This is a genomic window from Nocardioides sp. NPDC000445 (assembly GCF_040300245.1).
Classification (GTDB): domain Bacteria; phylum Actinomycetota; class Actinomycetes; order Propionibacteriales; family Nocardioidaceae; genus Nocardioides.
Genome location: NZ_JBEPDH010000039.1, coordinates 1 through 23265, shown reverse-complemented (window position 1 = coordinate 23265; position 23265 = coordinate 1). Strand labels below are relative to the sequence as shown.

Annotated in this window: 21 protein-coding genes; 19 read left to right on the top strand and 2 right to left on the bottom strand. The window is 69.7% G+C overall.

Annotated elements, in window-relative coordinates; all coding sequences use genetic code 11:
- Positions 1-177 precede the first annotated feature (177 nt).
- On the top strand, positions 178-1422 hold the full coding sequence (locus ABT304_RS30360; protein WP_350721110.1) for an acetyl-CoA hydrolase/transferase C-terminal domain-containing protein: 1245 nt from the start codon (positions 178-180) through the stop codon (positions 1420-1422).
- A 46-nt stretch (positions 1423-1468) separates the two neighbouring features.
- Positions 1469-2173 carry an HAD family hydrolase gene (locus tag ABT304_RS30355; RefSeq protein WP_160024431.1) on the top strand — a complete coding sequence of 235 codons (705 nt, stop codon included), beginning with the start codon at positions 1469-1471 and terminating at the stop codon, positions 2171-2173.
- Between the two features lie 216 nt (positions 2174-2389).
- Here the strand turns inward: ABT304_RS30355 and ABT304_RS30350 are convergent, their stop codons facing one another.
- Positions 2390-2827, bottom strand: coding sequence for a DUF4439 domain-containing protein (locus tag ABT304_RS30350; protein WP_350721108.1), 438 nt, complete (start codon positions 2825-2827; stop codon positions 2390-2392).
- A complete protein-coding gene (locus ABT304_RS30345) occupies positions 2824-3246 on the bottom strand; it encodes a hypothetical protein (protein WP_350721106.1) in 423 nt (140 codons plus the stop codon). Before ABT304_RS30345 ends, ABT304_RS30350 begins: the two co-directional genes overlap by 4 nt.
- A gap of 167 nt (positions 3247-3413) precedes the next feature.
- Here ABT304_RS30345 and rimP point away from each other — a divergent pair, with 167 nt between their 5' ends.
- The 17 genes from rimP to ABT304_RS30260 all read left to right on the top strand — a co-directional run bounded on the left by rimP (position 3414) and on the right by ABT304_RS30260 (position 23119).
- The gene (gene rimP / locus ABT304_RS30340) at positions 3414-3896 is read left to right on the top strand and encodes a ribosome maturation factor RimP (protein ID WP_457164912.1); all 483 of its coding nucleotides are present in this window, start codon (positions 3414-3416) and stop codon (positions 3894-3896) included.
- A gap of 3 nt (positions 3897-3899) precedes the next feature.
- Positions 3900-4877 (top strand): transcription termination factor NusA, encoded by a 978-nt coding sequence (gene nusA / locus ABT304_RS30335; RefSeq protein ID WP_160024427.1) that lies wholly within the window; start codon positions 3900-3902, stop codon positions 4875-4877.
- Between the two features lie 27 nt (positions 4878-4904).
- Positions 4905-5738, top strand: a complete 834-nt coding sequence (locus tag ABT304_RS30330) for an alpha/beta fold hydrolase (RefSeq protein ID WP_350721103.1) — start codon at positions 4905-4907, stop codon at positions 5736-5738.
- Positions 5739-5832: 94 nt separating this feature from the next.
- Positions 5833-6195, top strand: a complete 363-nt coding sequence (locus ABT304_RS30325) for a YlxR family protein (protein WP_350721101.1) — start codon at positions 5833-5835, stop codon at positions 6193-6195.
- 93 nt (positions 6196-6288) lie between these two features.
- Entirely contained in the window at positions 6289-9222 is a 2934-nt protein-coding gene (gene infB, locus ABT304_RS30320) for a translation initiation factor IF-2 (protein ID WP_160024424.1), read from the top strand.
- 84 nt (positions 9223-9306) lie between these two features.
- Positions 9307-9762 carry a 30S ribosome-binding factor RbfA gene (gene rbfA / locus ABT304_RS30315; protein ID WP_350721099.1) on the top strand — a complete coding sequence of 152 codons (456 nt, stop codon included), beginning with the start codon at positions 9307-9309 and terminating at the stop codon, positions 9760-9762.
- Entirely contained in the window at positions 9759-10631 is an 873-nt protein-coding gene (truB, locus tag ABT304_RS30310) for a tRNA pseudouridine(55) synthase TruB (RefSeq protein ID WP_350721098.1), read from the top strand. The genes rbfA and truB overlap by 4 nt, the downstream gene beginning before the upstream one ends.
- A 56-nt stretch (positions 10632-10687) precedes the next feature.
- Positions 10688-11716 carry a hypothetical protein gene (locus ABT304_RS30305; RefSeq protein WP_350721096.1) on the top strand — a complete coding sequence of 343 codons (1029 nt, stop codon included), beginning with the start codon at positions 10688-10690 and terminating at the stop codon, positions 11714-11716.
- Between the two features lie 26 nt (positions 11717-11742).
- Complete coding sequence (locus ABT304_RS30300) at positions 11743-12675, top strand: bifunctional riboflavin kinase/FAD synthetase (protein ID WP_160029005.1); 933 nt, start codon at positions 11743-11745, stop codon at positions 12673-12675.
- 48 nt (positions 12676-12723) lie between these two features.
- Entirely contained in the window at positions 12724-13611 is an 888-nt protein-coding gene (locus ABT304_RS30295) for a hypothetical protein (RefSeq protein WP_350721095.1), read from the top strand.
- A 116-nt stretch (positions 13612-13727) separates the two neighbouring features.
- On the top strand, positions 13728-14054 hold the full coding sequence (locus tag ABT304_RS30290; protein WP_008363210.1) for a PadR family transcriptional regulator: 327 nt from the start codon (positions 13728-13730) through the stop codon (positions 14052-14054).
- Positions 14051-15214: a DUF1700 domain-containing protein gene (locus ABT304_RS30285; RefSeq protein ID WP_350721093.1), complete on the top strand. Its 1164-nt coding sequence runs from the start codon at positions 14051-14053 to the stop codon at positions 15212-15214. The genes ABT304_RS30290 and ABT304_RS30285 overlap by 4 nt, the downstream gene beginning before the upstream one ends.
- 299 nt (positions 15215-15513) lie before the next feature.
- The gene (gene rpsO, locus ABT304_RS30280; RefSeq protein ID WP_179657071.1) at positions 15514-15789 is read left to right on the top strand and encodes a 30S ribosomal protein S15; all 276 of its coding nucleotides are present in this window, start codon (positions 15514-15516) and stop codon (positions 15787-15789) included.
- Between the two features lie 139 nt (positions 15790-15928).
- Entirely contained in the window at positions 15929-18016 is a 2088-nt protein-coding gene (locus tag ABT304_RS30275) for an MMPL family transporter (RefSeq protein ID WP_350721091.1), read from the top strand.
- A gap of 23 nt (positions 18017-18039) precedes the next feature.
- Positions 18040-19224, top strand: a complete 1185-nt coding sequence (locus ABT304_RS30270) for a molybdopterin-dependent oxidoreductase (RefSeq protein ID WP_350721089.1) — start codon at positions 18040-18042, stop codon at positions 19222-19224.
- Positions 19225-19490: 266 nt separating this feature from the next.
- Positions 19491-21752 (top strand): polyribonucleotide nucleotidyltransferase, encoded by a 2262-nt coding sequence (locus ABT304_RS30265; protein WP_350721087.1) that lies wholly within the window; start codon positions 19491-19493, stop codon positions 21750-21752.
- The gene (locus ABT304_RS30260) at positions 21749-23119 is read left to right on the top strand and encodes a M16 family metallopeptidase (protein WP_502890459.1); all 1371 of its coding nucleotides are present in this window, start codon (positions 21749-21751) and stop codon (positions 23117-23119) included. Before ABT304_RS30265 ends, ABT304_RS30260 begins: the two co-directional genes overlap by 4 nt.
- Positions 23120-23265 lie beyond the last annotated feature (146 nt).

Here is a 23265-nt window from a genome sequence, read left to right as displayed (position 1 = left end):
TCTTCTTTCCTCCGTGCGCCCCCCCCAACCCCCCCCCCCCCCGCGCCCGCCCGGCCAACACCCCCCCCCATTTTTTTTTGTTGCGCCCCCAAAACCCCGCCCCCCCCCCCCCACAACTACATTCTCGGCCGCTACAACTGCGGATTCGGGGTGCGCGGGTGAGGCAAGATCGACCCCATGACGGGGGACAGGATTCTTGACCGTACGCTCGCCCTGCGGGTGGCGAGTGCCGCGGAGGCGGCCGCGGGGATCGGGCCGGGGAAGACGGTGGCGTTCTCGGGGTTCGCCGGAATCGGGCGGCCGAAGGCCGTGCCCGAGGCCCTGGGGCTGGTTCGGGAGTGGCCGGAGGGCGTCGACGTACGCCACTCGCGTGTCGCCCAGCACGCGGCCTCCGGGTTCTACGGCGCTCTCGACGTCGCGGTGGTCGAGGTGGCGGCGATCCTGCCCAACGGGCTGCTCGTCCCGGGGAGCAGCGTCGGCAACAACCAGACGTGGCTCGACGTCGCCGACGCCGTGATCCTCGAGGTCAACAGCTGGCATCCGCGCGGGCTCGAGGGCTTTCACGACATCCATCACGGCTCACAGCTGCCGCCGGCGCGGGCGCCGATCCAGCTGACGACGCCGATGCAGAGGATCGGCGACCCCTACCTCCTCGTCGACCCGGCCAAGGTCGTCGCCGTCGTCGAGACCGATCGCCCCGACCGGGGCTCACCGCCGCGCGTGATCGACGAGGAGAGCCGCGCGATAGCCGGGCTCGTCGTGGACTTCCTCCTCCATGAGGTACGCAACGGCCGCCTGCACCACAGCCTGCTACCGCTCCACGCCGGTGCGGGTCCCGTCGCCGACGCGGTTCTCACCGGGCTCCAGGACGCGGAGCTCGAGCACCTGACGGCCTACACCGACACCGTCCGGGACGGTCTCCTCGACCTGCTCGACTCCGGCAAGCTGATCGGAGTCTCGGCCACGTCCCTCGGCCTCTCCGAGGCGGGTGCTCGCCGGTTCAACGACGACGTCCACCACTACAAGGGCCGAGTCCTGCTGCGCCCGCAGGAGACATCGAACCACCCCGAGGTCATCCGGCGGCTCGGCCTCATCGCGATCGACTCGATGGCCGAGGCCGACATCCACGGCAACGTGAACGCCCTCGGCGGCTCGGTTGACTTCGCGAGCAACGCCCACCTCAACATCTTCGCCGCCCCCTCCACCGCCGAGCGAGGCACCGTCTCGCGCATCGTGCCGTTCGTTGGCCACGTCGACCACACCGCGCACGACGTGCAGGTCATCATCACCGAGCAGGGTGTGGCCGACCTGCGCGGCATCTCTCCCGCCGCCCGCGCGCGGCGGATCATCGATCACTGTGCCCATCCCGACTTCCGCGCGGAGCTCACCGATCTGGTCGACTCGGCGCAGTCGTCCCGCTGAGAAATCACGGTGAGTCGGCCGGTGTCGCACCGCTAGGGTCGGGGCCATGGCGATCGACGCGGTGATCTTCGACTGGGGCGGCACGCTGACGAAGTGGCACGACATCGACTTCCACGCGGAGTCGCTGGCGCTCGCGCAGGCGGTGAGCGGTGCCTGCGACGACGACCATCCGGTCAACGCGACCAGGCTCCACCAGGCCGGAGAGACGATCTGGGCCCGCAGCCGCGACCACCAGCAGAGCTCGACGATCGGCGACCTCTTCGACGAGGCCGGCCTCGAGCACGACCCGGACCTGCTCGACGCCTACTACGAGTTCTGGGAGCCGCACACCCTGACGGACCCCGAGGTCGGGCCGCTGTGGGAGGCGCTCCGCGCCGACGGCGTACGCGTCGGGGTGCTGTCCAACACGATCTGGCCGCGTGCGTGGCACCGCGGGTTCTTCGAGCGCGACGGGGTGCTCGATCTGCTCGACGGCGACATCTACACCTCCGAGGTTCCCTGGACGAAGCCCGCCGAAGAGGCCTTCCACGCGGCGATGGAGGCCGTGAAGGTCTCGGATCCGTCTCGATGCGTCTACGTGGGCGACAGGCTCTTCGACGATGTGTACGGTGCTCAGAAGGCCGGTCTGCGGGCGATCCACATCCCGCACAGCAACATCCCGAGCAGCCAGGTGGGGCACAGCGAGGGCTCGCCGGACGCCGTCGCGCAACGACTGAGCGACATACACCAGATCGTTCGCTCCTGGGAATGACGCCGGGAAAAGTTGCAAGTTCTTGCAATGCGATTTTGCGGGTCTGGGCCATCCTGAGCGGGGATTGCATACTTCTGCAAGAGAGGTTCAGCCCCAGGCGACTTCTCAGGCCTCGTGTCCAGGCCAAAACCTGGCCCGCGAGCCGCCCGGTCTCGGGAGACATCTCGGGAGTCTCCCGCGCCGGACGGTTCGCGGGCCATCTCGGCTTTTTGGGGATCAGGTCCCCGGGAACGCCCGTGGTTTCGCGCCCAGGTCGAGCTGGCGTGCGGCCGCCCGGCACAGCAGCTGGATGAGCAGCGTCCGGTCGGTGCCGGTCGCCTTCGGGGCCAGCGAGAGGTAGGTCGCGGTGGTGTCCTGCTCCAGGCGCAGCGCCGCGGCACCGATGCCGGCCTCCGACCCGATCCGGCCGGGCAGGTCGTAGACGGCGGAGGGCGCGACCGGCTCGATCCCGGCGGCCACCACGTGCGCGGCCAGCGCCTCCCGGGCGTTCACGTGGTCGTCGTACGCATCGGTGAGCGCCCGCGCCAGAGCCGGCGAGGACGTCGCCGAGGTGCGCCCGCCCAGGGCGCCCAGGACGTAGATCGCGGAGTGTTCGACCGCGAGCGCCGCCTGGATCGCTTCGGTCGAGGTCGAGGTCGAGGTCGCGGTCGTCATGCCAGACCTCGTCCGTGCAGGAGCTGCTGCTGACCGGCGGCGGCCGAGCCGAGCAGCGTGATCAGCTGCGGGTCGGCCGCGCGTCCGGCCGCGGCGGTGAGCGTCGTGACCAGGGCGACCTGGCGTTCCTGCCAGCGCCCCTTCGCCGGCGCCGCGGTGACGCCCTTGGTCGGCGCCAGCGCCTCGATGTGTACACGATGGAGCTGCACGAACTCGGACGGGGCGCCCTCGTCGGCGCCGAGGATCTTCGCGACCGTGGCGTCGATCACACTCTGGTCGGGGTTGGCGGGGGCCGGGGGAGTGCTCGGTGGAGGGGCTTTGAGAGGATCCAGCATCTCCGAGGCCGAACACGCCGAGGCGGCCAGCGGGGCAACCACGGCGACACCTACGGCGGTGCGTCTCGAGAGCATCCGGAACACGTGAGGAACCCTAACCACACCCGGCGGGAGACGCGTCAGCGGCTTTCCAACACAGCCGCGCGCTGTTCGAGACGCCCGAGGCGTACAGGTATGGTGTGACCAGAAGTGCTGCGTGCTCGGAGGCGCATACAACAGGACCGGACAACAGGATGCAGGGGGAGATCGCGTTGAGTGCTGACCGGAAGGACGCGATCGCGAGTGCCATCGAAAAGGCCCTCGCAGACCCGCTTCAGGCCCTGGGCTTCGACATCGAGGCCGTGGAGATCACGCCGGCCGGCAAGCGCCGGATCCTGCGGATCGCCGTCGACAAGGACGGCGGGATCACCCATGAGGAGGTCACCGAGGCAACCCGTGAGGTCAACCGGGTCCTCGACGAGTCCGACGTCATGGGCGAGCAGCCCTACACGCTCGAGGTGACCTCTCCCGGGGTCGACCGGCCGCTGACCCTGCCGCGCCACTGGCGCCGCAACAAGGGTCGCCTGGTCAAGGTCACCACCGCCGACGGCTCCGCGTTCACCGGACGGGTCAAGGAGTCCGACGAGGAGCGCGCGAGCCTCGAGGTGAGTGGCAAGCGCCGTGACGTGGCGTACGCGGACGTGAAGAAGGCGCTTGTGCAGATCGAGTTCAAGCGGATCGACGAGGGGGAGTAGGCCATGGACATCGATATGAGCATCCTGCGGATGCTGGAGCGGGAGCGGGAGATCTCGCTCGATGTGCTCGTCGAGGCGATCGAGCAGGGACTGCTGACCGCCTACCACAAGACCACCGGCGCCCAGACGAAGGCGCGGGTCGACCTGGACCGCAAGACCGGACACGTACGCGTGCTGGCCGCCGAGGTCGACGACGAGGGCAACGTCGTCGGGGAGTACGACGACACGCCCGAGGGTTTCGGCCGGATCGCCGCCACCACCGCCAAGCAGATCGTGCTGCAGCGGCTGCGCGACGCCGAGGACGACGTGAAGTTCGGCGAGTTCTCCGGCAAGGAGGGCGACATCCTCTCCGGCGTCATCCAGCAGGGCCGCAACCCCGACGACGTGCTCGTCGACCTGGGCCGGCTCGAGGGCGTCATCCCGCTCTCCGAGCGCGTGCCGGGCGAGGACTACAGCCACGGCACCCGGATCAAGGCTCTCGTGGTCAGCGTGCGCAAGGGCATGCGTGGCCCGCAGATCACGCTCTCGCGCTCCCACCCCAACCTGGTCAAGAAGCTCTTCTCCTTCGAGGTGCCCGAGATCGCCGACGGCACCGTGGAGATCTCCGCGATCGCCCGCGAGGCCGGCCACCGCACCAAGATCGCGGTCAAGTCGACCGTCCCCGGCGTCAACGCCAAGGGCGCCTGCATCGGCCCGATGGGCCAGCGGGTCCGCCAGGTCATGTCCGAGCTGCAGGGCGAGAAGATCGACATCGTCGACTGGTCCGAGGACCCGAAGGTGCTCGTCGCCTCCGCGCTCTCCCCGGCCCGGGTCTCCTCGGTGCAGATCATCGACGAGGCGACCAAGTCGGCCCGTGTCGTGGTGCCGGACTACCAGCTCTCCCTGGCCATCGGCAAGGAGGGGCAGAACGCCCGCCTGGCCGCCCGCCTGACCGGCTGGCGCATCGACATCCGCTCCGACGAGGAGACCCCGGTCGCCTGAGCACCGCGGGTCACTAACCTGTGCGGCATGGCGAGCGTGCGTGAGACCACTCTGACCGACTCCGAGGGCGTCCTGCTGGAACCGGACGGGGCCACCACCGGCGTACTCGTGCTCTCGGGGTCATCGGGACGGATCGAGACCGACCGGTGCCGGATGCTCGCCTCGCACGGGGTGGCTGCGGCGTCGATCCGCTACTTCGGTGGTCCCGGACAGCCGGGCGAGGCTCGGCTGATACCGCTGGAGACGTTCGACGGCGTCCTCGCCGACCTCCACGCCCGCTACCAGCGGCTGGTCGTGCTCGGGACGTCCTGGGGCGCCCAGGCCGCGCTCCTGCTGGGGACCCTGCACCCCGAGATCGACGCGGTGGTCGGGATCTCCCCGACGTACGTCTCCTGGGCGGGGCTGAGCGACGAGCGGCCCCAGCGGTCCTCGTGGACGCTGCGCGGCGAGCAGGTGCCGTTCGTGCCGTTCGACGACGAGGCGATCGAGGAGGCGGTGAAGGAGGCGGACGGGGAGCTCCCGTCGTTCTGCGAGGCCTACCTCTCCGCCCTGGAGAAGTACGCCGACCGGGTGCCGGCCGCGACCATCCCGGTCGAGCGCATCGCTGGTGACGTCGTCCTCGTCGCCGGGGGAGGCGACGCGCTGTGGCCGTCCGTCCTCGCCGCCGAGGCGGTCCGGCGGCGGCGTACGGCCCACGACCTGGAGACGATCGTGGTCACCCATCCCGATGCCGGCCACCGGGTCGTGCTGCCCGGCGAGCCCGCGCTCCCGCTCAGCCAGCGGCTCGCGTGGGGTGGCTCGGAGGCGGCCGACCGCGAGCTCGGCCTGCGGGCCTGGCCGGAGATCGCCGCGATCTTGTGATCGCCGCCATCGGGTGAGGATGGGTCACGGAATAAGAACGACCTGTGCCCCGGTTTCGTCTACCGAACCCCGGAAGCGGTAGTGTTAAGGATCGGTGGCACGCCTCGAAGAAACTACGCAGAACGGACCTGTCCGTACGTGCGTTGGTTGCCGGAAGCGGGCCGCCAAGCGCGAGTTGTTGCGGGTGACCGTCGGCTCGGACCGCAACGGCCAGCCGGCCGTGGTGCCCGATCCGACAGCCACCGCACCCGGGCGTGGGGCGCATGTGCACCCCACGCGTGAGTGTTACGAACTCGCGGTGCGCCGGAAGGCGTTCACCCGGGCCCTGTTCCCGAAAGGTAAGGGGCCCACGGGCGGGCTTTCCAGCGCACCGGTGGAGGACTACCTCGACACGCGCCCGACATCCACGACCGTCGCCGACGGTCAACTGACCAGGAACTGGAGCAAAAGCTCATGAGCACTCGATGAGTACTTCGCGATGAGCGTGTTCTACAACCATTAGTGGTCACAGTTTCACCCGGATCTCGGGTCTGTGGCCAGAAGGAGAAACGTGGCTAAGACCCGAGTCCACGAACTCGCCAAAGAGTTCGGAGTCGAGAGCAAGTTCGTTCTCGAGAAGTTCAAGGAGATGGGTGAGTTCGTCAAGTCGGCGAGCTCGACCGTCGAGCTCCCCGCGGAGATGCGTTTCCGCAAGGAGATCGGCCCCGGCCTGAAGGCCGGCGGCAAGGGTGGTTCCGCGTCCTCGGACGAGAAGGCCGCCCCCAAGCCCGGCCCCAAGCCGGCAGCGCCGAGGCCCGCAGCCCCCAAGAAGGCTGCGGACACGGCGCCCGAGAAGCCTGCCGAGGCGCCTGCGGCGTCCAAGCCGGCTGCGCCCAAGCCCGGCCCGAAGCCCCCGGCCAAGAAGGCCGAGGCTCCGCCGGTCGCCCCTGCGGCGTCCGCCGCTCCGGCCGCTCCCAAGCCCAGCCCGAACGCGCCGACCGGCGACCGTCGCTCGGCCGCTCCCAAGCCGGGTGCGCCCCGGCCTGGTGCGCCGAAGCCCGGCGCTCGTCCGCAGACCCCTGCGGCTCGCGGTGGCGCGGGTGGCACCGGCGGCGCCGGTGCCGGTCGTCCCGGACCGCGTCCGGTCGGCAAGCCCGGCGCTCCGCGCCCGGGCAACAACCCGTTCTCCTCCAACCAGGGCATGGGACGTCCGCGTCCTGGCGGCCAGGGTGGAGGCCAGGGTCAAGGTGGCCAGGGCGGTGCCCCGGCCGGCGGCGACCAGCGTCCGCCGCGTCCTGCTGCTGCCCGTGAGGGTGGCCAGGCAGGTGGCCGTCCCGGCATGCCGCGTCCCAACCCGGCGATGATGCCGAAGTCCCCGGCCGCGTTCGGTGCCCGCCCTGGTGGCGGTCCCGGTGGCCGTGCCGGTGCTCCGGGTCGTCCCGGTGGCGGCGGTGGTCGTGCTGGTGCTCCGGGTCGTCCCGGTGGCGGCGGCGGTGCCGGTCGTCCCGGTGGCGGCGGCTTCGGCGGCGGTCCCGGTGGCGGTCGCCCCGGTGCCGGTCGTCCCGGTGGTCGCGGAACGACCCAGGGTGCCTTCGGTCGCCCGGGTGGTCCCTCGCGCCGTGGCCGGAAGTCGAAGCGGGCGCGTCGCCAGGAGTTCGAGGCCATGGAGGCCCCGACCATCGGCGGCATCCGCGTACGCAAGGGCAACGGCGAGACCGTGCGTCTTGCCCGTGGCGCCTCGCTGACCGACTTCGCCGAGAAGATCAACGTCGACCCGGCTCAGCTGGTGCAGATGCTGTTCGGCCTCGGTGAGATGGTCACCGCGACCGAGTCCGTCAACGACGAGACCCTCGAGCTGCTCGGTGAGGAGCTCAACTACATCGTCCAGGTCGTCTCCCCCGAGGACGAGGACCGCGAGCTGCTGGAGTCCTTCGACATCGAGCTCGGCGACGAGGGCGACGAGTCCGACTGGACGGTCCGACCGCCGGTTGTCACCGTCATGGGTCACGTCGACCACGGTAAGACCAAGCTGCTCGACGCCATCCGTGACGCCAACGTCATCGAGGGCGAGGCCGGTGGCATCACCCAGCACATCGGTGCCTACCAGGTCTCGACCGAGGTCGACGGCAACGAGCGCAAGATCACCTTCATCGACACCCCGGGTCACGAGGCGTTCACCGCCATGCGTGCCCGCGGTTCGCAGTCCTCGGACCTCGCGATCCTCGTGGTCGCGGCCGATGACGGTGTGATGCCGCAGACCATCGAGGCGCTCAACCACGCCAAGGCGGCCGGCGTCCCGATCGTGGTCGCGATCAACAAGATCGACAAGCCGGAGGCGGACCCGACCAAGGTCCGTGGCCAGCTGACCGAGTACGGCCTCATCCCCGAGGAGTACGGCGGCGACACGATGTTCGTCGAGATCTCGGCGAAGTCGCGGATCAACATCGAGGGCCTTCTCGAGGCCGTCGTGCTGACTGCCGACGCCTCGCTCGACCTGCAGGCCAACGCCAGCCAGGACGCGCAGGGCATCGTGATCGAGGCTCACCTCGACCGCGGTCGCGGCCCCGTCGCGACCATCCTGGTCCAGCGCGGCACGCTGCGCGTGGGTGAGTCCATCGTCGCCGGTCCGGCCCACGGCCGTGTCCGCGCGATGATCGACGAGTACGGCCACGAGATCACCGAGGCGACCCCGTCGCGTCCGGCGATGGTCCTGGGTCTCTCGGCGGTGCCGGGTGCCGGTCAGAGCTTCCTGGTCGTCGAGGACGACCGGATGGCTCGCCAGATCGCCGAGAAGCGCGAGGCACGCGAGCGTGCCGCGCAGCAGGCCAAGCGCCGCGTACGCCGCACGCTGGAGGACTTCATGGCCTCCATGGAGAAGGGCGAGAGCCAGGAGCTCAACCTCATCCTCAAGGGCGACGTGTCCGGTTCGGTCGAGGCGCTCGAGGACGCACTGGCCAAGATCGACGTGGGTGGCGACGAGGTCTCCATCCGGGTCATCGACCGCGGTGTCGGTGCGATCACCGAGACCAACGTCGACCTGGCTGCCGCCTCCGACGCGATCATCATCGGCTTCAACGTCCGCCCGCAGGGCAAGGCGACGGAGCTGGCCGATCGCGAGGGTGTCGAGATCCGCTACTACTCGGTCATCTACCAGGCGATCGAGGAGATCGAGGCGGCCCTCAAGGGCATGCTCAAGCCGGAGTACGAGGAGAAGGTCCTCGGCAAGGCGGAGATCCGTGCGATCTTCCGCTCGTCGAAGGCCGGAAACATCGCCGGTTGTATGGTCACCGAGGGCCTCATCCGCCGCAACGCCAAGGTTCGCGTCCTGCGCGACGGCGCCGTGGCGGCCGACAACCTCGACCTGGCCTCGCTGCGCCGCGAGAAGGACGACGCCTCCGAGGTCCGCGAGGGCTTCGAGTGCGGTCTGGTCCTGAAGAACTTCCAGGACATCAAGGAAGGCGACATCATCGAAGCCTTCGAGATGGTGGAGATTCCCCGAGGCTGACAATGAGCCTCTGACGTTGGCCGGGTCGCAGTCGCGGCCCGGCCAACGTCTCGATTTACTTCGATTATTTGAGAGAGTGTGAACATGAGTAGCCCACGGGTTCGCCGGATCGCTGACCGGATCAAGGTCATCGTGGCGCAGATGCTGGAGCGGCGGATCAAGGATCCGCGGATCGGGTTCGTCACCGTCACCGACGTACGCGTCACCGGCGACAGTCAGCAGGCCACGATCTTCTACACGGTGCTCGGCGCCGACTCGGAGGCGGAGCTGGCCGGCACGGCCGCCGCGCTGGAGTCGGCCAAGGGGCTGATCCGCTCCGAGGTCGCCAAGCAGCTCGGCACCCGCACCGCCCCGACGCTGGAGTTCATCCACGACGCGCTGCCGGAGACGGCCCGCCACCTCGATGATGTGCTCGCCCGCGCCAAGGCGCAGGACGACGCGGTCGCCGCTGCTCGTGGGGAGACCTACGCAGGCGAGGCCGACCCCTACAAGAAGCCGCGCGAGGCCGAGGACGAGTGGGACGAGGACGACGAGGAGTGAGTTCTCCTTCAGGTCTCGTCGTCGTCGACAAGCCCGCCGGGGTCACCTCCCACGACGTCGTCGCGCGCGTACGGCGCCTGGCCGGGACCCGCAAGGTCGGGCATGCCGGCACCCTGGACCCGATGGCCACCGGCGTACTGGTGCTGGGGGTCGAGCGTGCCACCCGGCTCCTCGGTCACCTGATGCTGACCGAGAAGTCCTATGACGCGACCGTGCGTCTGGGGGTCTCGACCACCACCGACGACGCCGAGGGCGAGGTCGTCGCCGAGACGAAGGCGACCGGTCTGACCGAGGACGAGGTACGCAGCGCCTTCGCCACCCAGGTCGGCGACATCCTTCAAGTGCCGACCGCGGTGTCGGCGATCAAGGTCGACGGCAAGCGCGCCTACCAACGCGTACGCGACGGGGAGCAGGTCGAGCTGAAGGCGCGACCGGTCACGGTGCACGAGCTCACCGTCGGTGAGCTCCGGAGCGAGGGCGACGTGGTCGACGTCGACATCTCCGTGCGCTGCTCCTCGGGCACCTACATCCGGGCGATCGCCCGCGACGTCGGCGCGGCGCTCGGGGTCGGTGGACATCTGACGATGCTGCGTCGCACCGCGGTCGGACCGTACGACCTCGCGGCCGCGAAGACACTCGACGAGCTCGCCGACGAGTTCGGTGTGCTCGGGCTCAGCGACGCGGCCAGGGCCGCCTTCCCGGCGTACGACCTGTCCGAGGAGCAGGCGCGAGACGTCCGCTACGGGCGCAAGCTCGGGCTCGGGCTCGACGGGCTGACCGCCGTCTTCGCCCCCGACGGGGAGTTCCTGGCGCTCTACGAGCCGGTCGGAGCGCAGAGCGCCAAGGCGGCAGCCGTCTTCGTCGGGTGAGCGACCACGGGCCCGCGAGCCCGGTGGACGGTAAAGCCTGCGAGGATGCTGCTCTTGTGGATCAGAACGGATCGGCCGAGACGCTACGGCTCACTGACGCGTGGTTCCGGCGCAACGGGCTCACCTACTTCGTTCCGGAGGAGCGCGATGCGGTGCGAGCGGCGATGCGGCCGCGGCGTACGGTTCGGATCGGTCTGGTGGTCGTGATCGTCGCGGTGGCAGCGGGGGTCGCGCTGGCGTGGGTGACCGGCGACGTCGGAGTCGCGCCGGCGCTGCTGCTGACCCTCGGCGGGGCCGCGGCCGGGTGGTACGCGCTGACCGCGATGCGGTTCCGGCCGATCCTGACCTGGGCGGTGGGACGTACCTTCGGATCGCTGCCACGGCTGCTGCCGATGGCCCTGCGTGCGCTGCCCCTGCTGCTGCTCTTCATCACGTTCCTCTTCATCAACGCCGAGGTCTGGGAGATGTCGGCGAACCTCGACGCGGGTGCGTTGTGGCTGGTGACGCTGCTGTTCGGTGGGTCAGCGGTGGCGTTCCTCCTGGTTCGGCTGCCCGAGGAGGTCGACCGGATCGACGACGACGTGGATGCCGAGTTCCTCCTCCGCACCTGCGCGCGTACGCCGCTGGAGACCGCGTGCGCAGAGCTCGTCGAGGGCGCCCGCGACGGCGAGAGCACCGACCCGGCGGAGTTCGCCCATGTGTCCGGTTACGAGCGCTGGAACCTGGTGCTCGCGCTGCTCGTCATCCAGGCCACCCAGGTGCTGCTGATCGCGTTCGCGGTCTTCGCGTTCTTCCTGGTCTTCGGGGCGATCGTGATGACCGACGGCGTCCAGATGGGCTGGACCGGGCAGGAGTCCCTGCACAACCTGTCCTGGCTGCCCAACGTGTCGGGTGAGCTGGTCAAGGTGGCGCTGTTCCTCTCCGCCTTCTCCTCGCTCTACGTCACGGTCTCGACGGTCACCGACGAGATCTACCGCGAGCAGTTCTTCGGCACGGTGCTGCGCGAGATCGAACGGGCGGTCGGGATGCGCGCGGTCTATCTCGCTCTCCGCGACCGCCAGTCGGCCCAGGTCCGATCCCAGTGAGCAACCACCGATATTCTGTCCGGGTGTTGTGGCGAAGTCTCAGTGAGGTGCCATCCGGTCTCGGCCGTACGGCCGTCGTGATCGGCAACTTCGACGGCGTCCATCTCGGGCACCAGCATGTGCTGCGCCGGGGGCGCGAGGTGGCGGACGCCAAGGACCTCACCCTGGTGGCGGTCACCTTCGACCCGCACCCGATGGCGGTGCTGCGGCCCGAGCACGCCCCCGGTGTGCTCACCACGATGGAGGAGCGCGCCGAGCTCCTGGTGGCGGCCGGTGCCGACGCCGTGCTCGCGCTGCCGTTCGACATGGAGATGGCCAACTGGTCACCCGACGACTTCGCGCAGCGCGTGCTCGTCGACGCGCTGCACGCAGAGGCGTGCGTGGTCGGCGCCAACTTCCGCTACGGCTGCAAGGCCGCCGGTGACGTCGCCGACCTGGTCGCCTACGGCAAGATCCACGACTTCTCCGCCGAGGGGATCCCGCTCGACGGCGGGCCCCAGGTGTGGTCCTCGACCTATATCCGTACGTGTCTGGCGACCGGTGACGTCACCGGCGCCGCCGAGGCGCTCGGCCGTCCCTACTCGGTCCGCGGCGTCGTCGTGAAGGGCGACCAGCGTGGCCGCGAGCTCGGCTTCCCGACGGCCAACGTGCCCACCGACTCGCTGACCGCGGTGCCGCCCGACGGCATCTACGCCGGCTGGCTGACGAGACGCGACACCGGCGAGCGGTTCCCCGCCGCCATCTCGGTCGGCACGAACCCCACCTTCGAGGGCGTGGTAGGGCGCCGGGTCGAGTCCTACGTGCTCGACCGCGACGACCTGGAGCTCTACGGCGTCGAGGTCGAGGTCGCCTTCGTGGAGCGGCTGCGCGGCATGGTCGCCTTCGAGGGGATCGAGGCGCTCGTCGAGCAGATGCGCGCCGACGTGGTGCGAGCGCGCCAGATCCTTACCGAGCCGTAGACCCCGCGGCCTGTTCAGCAGGGTCCAGGTGCGGTTGAATTGTTGGCTATGGATCCCCACCCCACCCCAACGTCCGCCTACGAGACCGAGGTCGAGGCCGAGCGTCCCCGCGGCGGCATCCCGGCCTTCCTCAATGCGGTCCTGGTCACCGGTGGCCTCTGGGTCCTGCAGTTCCTCTCCGGCTCCGCGCCGTTCTCGACCTGGATGGAGGAGAACGGCACCGACTCGGCCGGCTGGGTGGCCGCGCTGCTCGGCGACCGGCTCACCTACTTCGGCGACGGCTCCTTCAGCGGGCTCTTCTCCGGCGACGACCTGGTGAACTCCGCCGTCCTCACCGGCACCGTCTTCGTGCTCACCTGGTTGCTTACCTGGCTCGGCACCATCGGCATCTGGCCGCGGGCGTTCTGGCCGGTGTTCCTCGGCTGCTGGTTCGCCGCGATCGTCGCCACCGCCGCCGGACAGGTCGCCGGGAGCCTCTACGCCTACCTCGCCGGCAACTCCGCCTCGTTCGTGGCCACGCTCGGCGAAGCGCTCGAGTCGGGTGCTGCGTACGGACTGACCTACGGGTGGGCGACCGGGTTCCTGATCGCGCTGATCTGGCTCGCGGTGCCGGGCAAGAGCGAGGAGGTGGAGGAGTACACGCCGATGTCCTCGCTCATCTCCGGCGGATCCGGCGGCACTGGTGGTCCCGCGGGTCCCGGTGGACCCGGTGGACCCGGTGGCCCTGGGGGAGCGCCGGGTGGCTACGGCCAGCAGCTGCGCGCCAGCGTCGCGGTGCCGACCGCCCAGACCCGCCTCGCGCCCGCCTCGCCATCGGGGCGGCCCGTTCAGCCCGTCCAGGTGCGCACCTTCACCGGCCCCGTCCGGGGCTCCGGGCCTGCCGGCGACACGGCCGCCTGGAAGGACTTCGTCCGCGACGTACGCGGCCGGTCCTAGCCGAGCCCGGTCCCGGCCTGGGTTCAGGGCCGGCTCCTCGACGTCGCTGAGCTCTTCGGCGGCGCGCGGTGCAATGCTCTGGCAAGTAGTGCGCACTGCGTAGTAGTGTGCGAAGCATGGATACCACCCAACTGCTCAAAGGGGTGCTCGACCTGACCGTCCTGGCCGTTGTCGACGGCGAGGATGCGTACGGCTATGACATCGTCCGCAAGCTCCGCGACAGCGGGCTCACGGACGTCGGCGACGCTTCGGTCTACGGCACCCTGCGGCGGCTGTACGCCGCGGGCGCCCTGACGTCCTACGTCGTCCCGTCGGAGTCGGGTCCGCACCGCAAGTACTACGGCATCACACCTGCCGGGCAAGGCCAGCTCAAGCAGCAGAGCGAGGACTGGTCCCACTTCTCCACCACCGTCACCGAGATCCTCCGAGGGGCAAGAGCATGACGACCACAGATGCCGAGCCGAACGTCGCGCCGGAGGTGCGGCTCTTCCTGGCTCGCGTACGCCGCGAGCTCGACGACCTCGACCCGGAGGTGCTCAGCGACATCACCGACGGGCTCGAGGCCGACTTCACCGAGCTGGTCGAGGAGCGCGGTCCCGATGCGCTCGGGGACCCGGTCGAGTACGCCAAGGAGCTGCGGGCCGCGGCGGGCATCCCGGTAGGCGTGAAGGCGCCTCGGGGGTTCGCGGAGCAGGTCGACGGGCTCCTGGACGCCGGCCACGGCCGCTTCGACGCGGCGGTTGCCAAGCTCGGTGAGCTGCTGCGTACGGATCTGGGGCCGGTGGTCGCCTGGCTGCGGCCGCTGTGGTGGATCGTGCGTGCCTGGGCGGCTGTCTGGCTGGTCTCGGCGTTCCTCGGGTGGGAGATGTCGAGCGCCCCGGCGGTGGTGCTGCTCATCGTCGCCGTGGCGATCAGCATGTTCGTCGGCGCCGGCCGGGTCTGGCCCGGTGGCGAGCGGGGGACCGCCGCACGTGTCGTGCTCCTGGGGCTGAACGCCTTGGCCGCCTTCGTGCTCTTCCTGTGCTGGGCATCCTGGGGCGGGGGAGGGAGCGAGTACGACCGCGGCTGGAGCGACGGCTTCAACGAGGCCGGTGCCGGCGGCGGCTACGGCGCGCCGATCGACGAGCAGGCCGGGATCTACTCCGGCGGGAAATGGGTCAGCAACATCTACCCTTACGACGCCTCGGGCAAGCCGCTGACCGGCGTCCAGCTCTTCGACCAGGAGGGAAAGCCGATCGAGGTCGTCACCCAGCCCGACTGCACCTCGACGAGCGCCGCTCCGCTCCCGCCGGTCATCGGTGACGAGCTCGACATGGCCGAGGTCGTCTGCACCGACGAGATGACCGGTGAGCCGCTGCAGCCACGGATCTTCTACCCGTGGTCCAACGGTGCTGCGCAGCTCTACAACGTCTTCCCGCTGCCCAGCCGGGTCCAGCCAGACACCGCGCTCGACCCGAACGCGTTCGCGGACGGGAGCGAGAACACACCGGCGATCCAGGAGCCGCCGCTGGCGACCGTACCGAAGGTGTCGCTGCCCGGGGTGACGACGAGCTCGCCGAGCGCATCTCCGAGCGCGTCCGCGGGTACCACTGTCAAGCCATGACCCGACCTGATGCAACCGATCCTGGTTCTCCAGCGTCGATCCAGATGGCGGAGAGACGAGGTGAGGGTGATGAAGCTGTGGTGGAGGTTGCGCCGGCTGGTGGCGCGCCTGGTGCTCGTGGCGTGATCCGGCGGCGATTCGGGGCGTACGCCGGCTCGCTGTTAATCTTCTCGGGTTGTCGACCCATGGGGGTCGGCGGCTCAAGCCGTGAAATCGGCCGCGGACCAAGAGTGCCCCGGTGAACAGGCCCGGGCGCGCCGCGCAACGAGTAGGCCTACGGGCCGGAAGGGAGCCTTCGCATGGCAGTTGGAACTGACGCGGAGACCAAGAAGAAGATCATCGCCGAGCACGCCACGACCGAGGGTGACACCGGCTCGCCGGAGGTGCAGATCGCGCTGCTGTCGCACCGCATCTCCCACCTGACCGACCACCTCAAGGAGCACAAGCACGACCACCACAGCCGTCGTGGTCTGCTGCTGCTCGTCGGCCAGCGCCGCCGCCTTCTCAACTACCTTCAGAAGAAGGACATCGAGCGCTACCGCTCGATCATCGAGAAGCTCGGCCTTCGTCGTTGATCTCCTGATCTTCGTAAGCGGCGGGCCGCCCCCATACCGGGGCGGCCCGTTCGCCTGTTTTAGGGAAGGTTGGCCCCACAGCGGGGTTCTTGGGGCGATTCTGATCGATCTCGGATGAATCAGGCGCAGTGTTGAGATCGTGCATCGACAGATTGCGGGCAAGCTGACCGGGCCGAGGACCAAGTACGTCGTGGTGGTGTTCTGGCTGCTCGCCGTGGTCGCCCTCGGCGGGTTCGCCGGGAAGCTGACCGAGGTGCAGAACAACGAGGCCAGCTCGTGGCTGCCGGAGTCGGCGGAGTCGACCCGCGGCTTCGACAAGATGAGCCCCTTCCAGAACCCCAACGCGATCCCCACCACGCTCGTCTACACCTCGACCACCACCACCGGAGCCGACCTCGCCGCGGTCGCCTCGAGCGACATCGCCGAGCTCAGTGGTCTCGAAGGGGTCGAGGGCGAGATCGAGCCGCCGCTGATGTCCGAGGACGGCGAGGTCGCCCAGCTCACCGTGACCTTCGACCTCGGTTCGGACGGCTGGAACAAGATGCCCGACCTCGTCGAGGAGGTCCGGGGGATCGCCGACCACGACGGCGTACGGCTGCACGTCACCGGCCAGGGTGGCTCCGCGGCCGACGCCGCGGAGGCGTTCGGCGGCATCGACACGACGCTGCTGCTGGCCGCGCTCACCGTGGTCGTGATCATCTTGCTGTTCGTCTATCGCAGCCCGGTGCTCTGGCTCTTCCCGATCATCTCGGTGGTGGTCGGCCTGGGCGTGACCATGGGCCTGGTCTACTTCCTGGCGAAGGAGGCAGGGCTGACCGTCAACGGCCAGAGCCAGGCCATCTTGAGCATCCTGGCGATCGGTGCCGGCACCGACTACGCCCTGCTGCTGGTCTCGCGCTACCGCGAGGAGCTGCGCAACTTCGAGGACCGTCACGACGCGATGGCGCATGCCCTGCACCGTGCTGCCCCGGCGATCCTCGCCAGCGCCGTGACGGTCGCCCTGGCCATGCTCTGCCTGACCTTCGCGGAGATGAACTCGACCTCGGGGATGGGGCCGGTCGTGGCCGTCGGGATCGGGGTGACCTATCTGGTGATGGTCACCCTGCTGCCCGCCCTGCTGGTCATCTGCGGCCGCTGGGTCTTCTGGCCGAAGCGTCCGGCGTACGGGTCGGTGGACCCGACCGATACCGGACTGTGGGCGAGGGTCGGCCGGATGGTCTCGGTCCGGCCTCGCAGGGTCTGGATGGTGACGACCGGCGTTCTGCTCCTCGCCTGCCTCGGCCTGTTCCGGCTCGACGCCAACGGACTGGCATCGGACGAGACCTACACCAAGGAGTTCGACTCGATCACCGGCCAGCAGGTGCTGATCGACCACGAGATGGCCGACCAGTCCAACCAGCTGCTCGTGGTCGCCGACGCGGCGGCGCAGGAGCAGGTGCAGCAGGCGCTCGACGGCGTCGACGGGCTGGTGCCCACCGCGACGCCGGCGGGGGAGATGGTGAGCTTCCCGCTCGGCCCGCCGCAGGACGGCGTCGTCGCGATCGCGGCGGTGGTGGACGCGGACGTGACCTCGCCCGAGGCGTACGACATCGTGGCGGCCGCACGGACGGCGGTGCAGGACGTGGACGGCTCGGGCGCGCTGGTCACCGGGACCTCGGCGATGATGTTCGACACCCTCGAGGCCAGTCAGCGCGACAACCTGGTGATCATCCCGATCGTCCTGCTGGTCGTGCTGCTGGTGTTGATGGTGCTCCTGCGGGCGCTGGTCGCCCCGCTGATCCTGCTCGGCACGGTGATCCTCTCGTTCGGGGCGGCACTCGGCATCTCGGTGCTGCTCTTCGAGTTCGTCTTCGGATTCGCCGGCACGGACCCGGGGTTCCCTCTGTTCGCCTTCGTGTTCCTGGTCGCCCTGGGCATCGACTACAACATCTTCCTGATGACCAGGGTGCGTGAGGAGTCGCAGGTCCTCGGCACCCGGGCCGGAGCGCTCGTCGGCCTGACCTCGACCGGTGGCGTGATCACCTCGGCGGGCGTCGTCCTCGCCGCGACGTTCCTGGTGCTCGGCTCGCTGCCGATGGTCTTCCTGGCCGAGATCGGGGTGACCGTTGCGCTGGGGGTCATGCTCGACACGATGATCGTCCGCTCGATCCTGGTCACCGCCATCAACCTCGATGTCGGCGATCGGATCTGGTGGCCGAGCCGTCTGGCGAAACCTAAACAAGAGTAAGTTGGTCATGTTAATATCCAGGCATGACGTCCCCAGGTCTGAACCGACGCACCTTCCTCACCACTGCGGCGCTCGGGGCGGCAGCTGTGGGCGCCACCCAGGTCACTGACTCGGTCACGGCCGACGCTGCCGCGGGTGCTCCGGCGATCCTCAAGCCGCTGCCCGCCGAGCGGTTCATCGACTACGGCACCAACGCCGAGACCCGCTGGGACTCGGTCGACCCGCGCCGCTACCTGACCCCGCAGGCCGACCTCTTCGTGCGCAACCACACCGCGACCCCGCCGATCGACCCGGAGACGTACGAGCTGGAGATCTTCGGCGACGGGCTGCGCGACCCGGCCGGCGTCCGGCTCACTCTCGACGACCTCAAGGCCTTCCGGCACGTCGAGACGACCTCGGTGCACGAGTGCACCGGGAACGGCCGCAGCTTCTTCACCACCCAGCAGGGCCAGGAGGTCAGCGGCACCCGGTGGACGCTGGGCGCGGTGGGTGCGGTCCGCTGGAAGGGCGTACGCCTGGCCGACGTCCTGACCGCCGTCGGCATCCGTCAGGACGCGGTCTCGGTGCAGGCGAGCGGGCTCGACGCCAGCTACGTGGACAAGGGGGTCGACTACGGCCGGGTGCGGCGCCCGTTCCCGATCGAGAAGGCCTTCGACGACGCCCTGCTCGTCTGGGGCGCCAACGGTGAGGACCTGCTGCCCGACCACGGCTTCCCGCTGCGGCTGCTGCTGCCCGGATGGATCGGCATCGCGAGCATCAAGTGGCTCGGCTCGCTGGAGGTGTCCACGAGCGTGCTGACCTCGCCGTGGGACACGAAGTGGTACAACGTCGACGGCCCGCTCACCGTCAACCCGGTCCGCTCTGCCCTCGAGCTCGAGTGGAACGCCGAGATCCCGGCCGGCGACCGGATCGTGCTGAGCGGGCGCTCCTGGTCCGGCAAGGCGCCGATCGCGCGGGTCGAGATCAGCACCGACGGGGGAGAGACCTGGGCGCGGGCGGTTCCGCACGCCCCGGGCCGTCCGACCGGCGGCCACGGGCTCGGCTGGGCGCAGTGGGACCACACCTGGCGCAACCCCGAGCCGGGGGCGTACGAGATTCTCGTCCGGGCCACCGACCGGGCCGGCCGCACCCAGCCCGACGTCGCCGCCCACAATCCCGGCGGCTACCTCTTCGACGCCGTCGTACGCCACCCCGTCACCGTCGTGTGATGGCCCGCCGGGGGCACGCGCGTGCCTCCGTTCCGCATTTCGGGCAGGGGACGGATAGGCTGAGCGATGAGTGCTAGCGCCAGCCGCGCGGGCACTCGGAAAATGGAACACATCACCAGGAGCGGCCCGCCCGTCCGGCTCGGTCCTCGGTAGTGATTCCCAGGTCCGTAGCGGACCTGAGGGTCTCGATCGAAGACCGGCCCCGTGCACAACGAGTGCACACGCCCGGCGCGGGGGCGCTCCGAGACCAAGACAAGGACGAATCCTTGACTGAACCAGTCATCACTGCCGTCGAGACGACCATCGACAACGGCAAGTTCGGCACCCGCACCGTCAAGTTCGAGACCGGGCTGCTCGCCCGGCAGGCCGCGGGTTCCGTGACCGCCTACCTCGACGACGAGACGATGCTGCTCTCGGCGACCACCGCCTCCAAGCAGCCGAAGGACCACTTCGACTTCTTCCCGCTCACCATCGACGTCGAGGAGCGGATGTACGCCGCGGGCAAGATCCCCGGCTCCTTCTTCCGTTCCGAGGGTCGCCCGGGCGAGGACGCGATCCTCACCTGCCGCCTGATCGACCGCCCGCTGCGCCCGACCTTCAAGAAGGGCCTGCGCAACGAGGTCCAGGTCGTCATCACCGTCATGGCGCTCGACCCCGACCAGCCCTACGACGTGCTCGCGATCAACGCCGCGTCGATGTCGACCCAGCTCTCCGGCCTGCCGTTCTCCGGCCCGGTCGGCGGCGTGCGCGTCGCCCTGATCGAGGGCCAGTGGGTCGCCTTCCCGACCCACAGCCAGCTCGAGAACGCCGTCTTCGACATGGTCGTCGCCGGCCGTGTCACCGACACCGGCGACGTCGCCATCATGATGGTCGAGGCCGAGTCCACCGAGAAGACCTGGGACCTGGTCCAGTCCGGCGCCCAGGCGCCCACCGAGCCGATCGTGGCCGGTGGCCTCGACGCCGCCAAGCCGTTCATCAAGCAGCTGGTCGAGGCTCAGGCCGAGCTGGCCAAGCAGGCCGCCAAGCCGGTGCAGGACTACCCGGTCTTCCTGGACTACCAGGACGACGTCTACGAGGCCGTCGAGGCCACCGTGGGCGCCGACGTCACCGACCTCTACAGCGTCAAGGGCTCGCGCGAGCGCGTCCTGACCAAGCTGGAGCGCGAGGAGGAGGGCGACCGGATCAAGCTCGCGCTGCTCGAGAAGCTCGGCACCCAGTTCGAGGGTCGCGAGGGCGAGATCGGTGCGGCGTACAAGGCCATCACCAAGAAGGCCATCCGCACCCAGGTCCTGCGCGACAAGGTCCGCATCGACGGTCGTGGCCTGGCCGACATCCGTCCGCTGCACTCCGAGGTCGGCGTGATCCCGCGGGTCCACGGCTCGGCGCTCTTCGAGCGCGGCGAGACCCAGATCCTGGGTGTCACCACCCTCGACATGCTCAAGATGGAGCAGCAGCTCGACACGCTCTCCCCGGAGAAGCACCGTCGCTACATGCACAAGTACATCTTCCCGCCGTTCTCCACCGGTGAGACCGGCCGCGTGGGCTCGCCCAAGCGTCGCGAGGTCGGCCACGGTGCGCTCGCGCGCCGCGCGCTCCTGCCGGTGCTCCCGAGCCGCGAGGAGTTCCCCTACGCGATCCGCCAGCTCTCCGAGGCGATGGGTTCGAACGGCTCCACCTCGATGGGCTCGGTCTGCGCCTCGACGATGTCGCTGCTCAACGCCGGTGTCCCGCTCAAGGCTCCGGTCGCCGGCATCGCGATGGGTCTGATCTCCGGTGAGATCGACGGCGAGACGAAGTACGTCGCACTGACCGACATCCTCGGTGCCGAGGACGCCTTCGGCGACATGGACTTCAAGGTCGCCGGCACCTCGGAGTTCGTGACCGCGCTGCAGCTCGACACCAAGCTCGACGGCATCCCGGCCGAGGTCCTCGCCCAGGCCCTCAACCAGGCCAAGGACGCGCGTACGACCATCCTGGACGTCATGCACGAGGCCATCGGTGGCGTCGAGGAGATGGCTCCGACCGCTCCGCGGATCATCACCGTGAAGGTCCCCGTGGACAAGATCGGCGAGCTGATCGGGCCCAAGGGCAAGGTCATCAACCAGATCCAGGACGACACCGGCGCCCAGATCTCCATCGAGGACGACGGCACCGTGCTCATCGGCGCGACCGACGGCGGCGCCGCCGAGGCCGCCCGTGCCGCGGTCAACGCGATCGCCAACCCGACCATGCCCGAGGTCGGCGAGCGCTACCTCGGCACGGTCGTGAAGACGACCAACTTCGGCGCGTTCGTCGCCCTGCTCCCGGGCAAGGACGGCCTGCTCCACATCACCAAGCTGCGCGCCCTCAACGGCGGCAAGCGGGTCGAGTCGGTGGAGGACGTCGTCGAGGTCGGCCAGAAGATCCAGGTCGAGATCGCCGAGATCGATGACCGCGGCAAGCTCTCGCTGGCTCCGGTGCTCGAGGAGGAGGCTCCTTCCGAGGACGCTCCTGCGGAGACCGCCACCGAGGCCGCAGACGAGGAGTGACCTTGGCGTCACGCACCACCCGGGGGACCGGTCGACACGCAGGTGTCGGCCGGTCCTCCGGCTATAACCAGGAGCCCGGCACGACCGTCACGCTCGAGCAGACCGAGGTCAACGGCGCGGTGACGTCGCTCGTACGCCGCACGGTCCATCCCTCGGGCCTGCGGATCGTGACTGAGCAGATGGCCGGCGTCCGCTCGGCCTCCATCGGCGTCTTCATCGGCGTCGGGTCCCGGGACGAGACCGCGCGTCAGCACGGCTGCTCCCACTTCCTCGAGCACCTGCTGTTCAAGGGCACCCCGTCGCGTACGGCCTTGGAGATCTCCTCCTCGATGGACCGCGTCGGCGGAGAGTTCAACGCCTACACCGCCAAGGAGTACACCTGCTTCCACGCGCGGGTGCTCGACGTCGACCTGCCGCTGGCGATCGACGTCGTGGGCGACATGCTGACCTCCTCGCTGATCACGGCGGAGGACGTGGAGGCCGAGCGTGACGTGATCCTCGACGAGATCGCGATGCACGACGACGACCCCGACGACGTGATCCACAACCTCGTCTCCGCGCAGGCGTGGGGCGCCGAGACACCGCTCGGGCGCGGCATCGCCGGCACGGAGGCCTCGATCACCGCGCTGACCCGCGAGGAGATCAACGACTTCTACCGGGCGCACTACGTGGCGCCCAGGATGGTCGTCTCGGTCGCCGGCAACCTCGACCACGACGAGGTCGTGGCGATGGTGGAGAAGGCGTTCTCCGGCTCGGGCTTCCTGCGGGGATCGGCCGCGCCGGTGCCTCCGCGCGAGGGTTCGCCGCTCGAGGTCGCTGCCGGCGAGACCAGCGCCCAGCGCCCGCTGGAGCAGGTCAACGTCATCCTGGCCCGTGAGGGTCTGCAGCGTGGCGACGACCGTCGCTTCGCCTTCGAGGTGGTCAACACCGCCGTCGGCGGCGCGACCTCCTCACGGCTCTTCCAGGAGGTCCGCGAGCACCGGGGCCTGGCCTACTCGGTCTACTCCTACGCCTACAGCCACGCCGAGACCGGTCTCTTCGGGGTCCAGGTCGGCTGCCTGCCGGCCAAGCTCGACGAGGTCCTCGAGGTCGTACGCTCCGAGCTGGCCGCCGTCGCCCGCGACGGCATCACCGCCGAGGAGCTCGAGCTCGGCAAGGGCCAGCTGCGCGGCGGCCTCGTGCTGGGCCTGGAGGACTCCGCCTCCAGGATGTCCCGCATCGGCCGCGCCGAGCTGGTCCACCGCGAGCTCTACTCGATCGACGAGGTGCTGGCGCGGATCGACGCGGTCACCCTGGACGAGTGTCGTGAGGTGGCCGCCGAGATCCTCACGCGGCCGGAGATCCTGGCGGTAGTGGGACCGGCCTGACGCCGAGTCGGCGCGTTCTGACCGGACATTCGGCCGGGTCGGCTCGTCATGACGTTCCGCCCCGGCGAGGGGTGGGTGAGCGCGTGCCGATGGTACCCACGGCGGCGGGGGCCGTGGGGGGGACGATGGGGACGCGGAAACCGGCG

Excerpts from the sequence above, each read along its gene's own strand:
- ABT304_RS30360 (WP_350721110.1), top strand. The coding sequence starts at position 178 with ATGACGGGGGACAGGATTCTTGACCGTACGCTCGCCCTGCGGGTGGCG.
- ABT304_RS30355 (WP_160024431.1), top strand. The coding sequence starts at position 1,469 with ATGGCGATCGACGCGGTGATCTTCGACTGGGGCGGCACGCTGACGAAG.
- ABT304_RS30350 (WP_350721108.1), bottom strand. The coding sequence starts at position 2,827 with ATGACGACCGCGACCTCGACCTCGACCTCGACCGAAGCGATCCAGGCG.
- nusA (WP_160024427.1), top strand. The coding sequence starts at position 3,900 with ATGGACATCGATATGAGCATCCTGCGGATGCTGGAGCGGGAGCGGGAG.
- ABT304_RS30330 (WP_350721103.1), top strand. The coding sequence starts at position 4,905 with ATGGCGAGCGTGCGTGAGACCACTCTGACCGACTCCGAGGGCGTCCTG.
- rbfA (WP_350721099.1), top strand. The coding sequence starts at position 9,307 with ATGAGTAGCCCACGGGTTCGCCGGATCGCTGACCGGATCAAGGTCATC.
- ABT304_RS30295 (WP_350721095.1), top strand. The coding sequence starts at position 12,724 with ATGGATCCCCACCCCACCCCAACGTCCGCCTACGAGACCGAGGTCGAG.
- ABT304_RS30290 (WP_008363210.1), top strand. The coding sequence starts at position 13,728 with ATGGATACCACCCAACTGCTCAAAGGGGTGCTCGACCTGACCGTCCTG.
- ABT304_RS30285 (WP_350721093.1), top strand. The coding sequence starts at position 14,051 with ATGACGACCACAGATGCCGAGCCGAACGTCGCGCCGGAGGTGCGGCTC.
- rpsO (WP_179657071.1), top strand. The coding sequence starts at position 15,514 with ATGGCAGTTGGAACTGACGCGGAGACCAAGAAGAAGATCATCGCCGAG.
- ABT304_RS30270 (WP_350721089.1), top strand. The coding sequence starts at position 18,040 with ATGACGTCCCCAGGTCTGAACCGACGCACCTTCCTCACCACTGCGGCG.